The 893-nt window shown below is 41.5% G+C and carries 1 pseudogene; it reads left to right on the top strand.

Annotated features, from left to right (window positions below):
- Nucleotides 1-177: 177 nt before the first annotated feature.
- A pseudogene (locus DXC01_RS19935) lies at nucleotides 178-893 on the top strand (IS200/IS605 family accessory protein TnpB-related protein); the annotation flags it as partial.

Below are 893 nucleotides of genomic sequence, written 5' to 3'. Positions count from 1 at the left end.
TTGAATAACTGCGTGTCGCATTCTCGTTACTTTCAGTGATGAGTTAGACACGCAAATTTTTTATAAAAAAATAGAAATAGGGAGTTTTATTGGACTTAATAAGGAGTATAATAGAAAACACAAGAACAAATAGGACTTATTTGTATCAGTACAAGATAGAAAGGTTAAGAAGCAGATATGAAGATTACATCCAGCTATGGTGTGGAATTACGAAAACAGAATATCCCGATCCGTCAGACGCTGGATGTCTACAGGTCTGCTGTTAGTTATCTGGTAGAAATTTATGCGCAGGTATGGGAAGAGCTGGAAGGAATTCTGGAAGCGAAGAAACGTTTCAATGAAGCAGAACATCTGATACATACAACGAAAAAGAATCAGGCCCGTTTTGATTTTGACATCCGTTTTCAAAAGATGCCTTCTTATCTGAGAAGGGCAGCCATCCAGCATGCGCTGGGAAGCGTATCCTCTTACAAAACTCGACTGGGATTGTGGGAAAAAACAGGTCAGAGAGAAAGTAAACCGAAACTTGTATATGAGAATCATGCCATGCCGGTCTTTTACCGTGATGTGATGTACCGGGAGGATAAGGAAGGGAAGGATGCTGCTTATCTGAAACTATATGATGGGCATGACTGGAAATGGTTCCATGTACGGTTAAGGCATACCGACATGGAGTATCTGAGAAAGAACTGGTCCGGGAAAAAGGCATCTGCTCCGACATTGGAGAAAAGGCACAGGAAATATTTTCTGCGTTTTTCTTATACGGAAGATGTGATACTCACAAAAGCACCAGTCGAAGAACAGATTATCTGCGGTGTAGATCTGGGGATCAACACCGATGCAGTCTGTACCATTATGCGGTCGGATGGAACTGTCCTGGGAAGAAAGTTTAT

This window comes from Blautia sp. OM07-19, from assembly GCF_003481595.1.
Taxonomy (GTDB): domain Bacteria; phylum Bacillota; class Clostridia; order Lachnospirales; family Lachnospiraceae; genus Blautia_A; species Blautia_A intestinihominis.
This window is presented reverse-complemented; position numbering and strand designations above follow the sequence as displayed.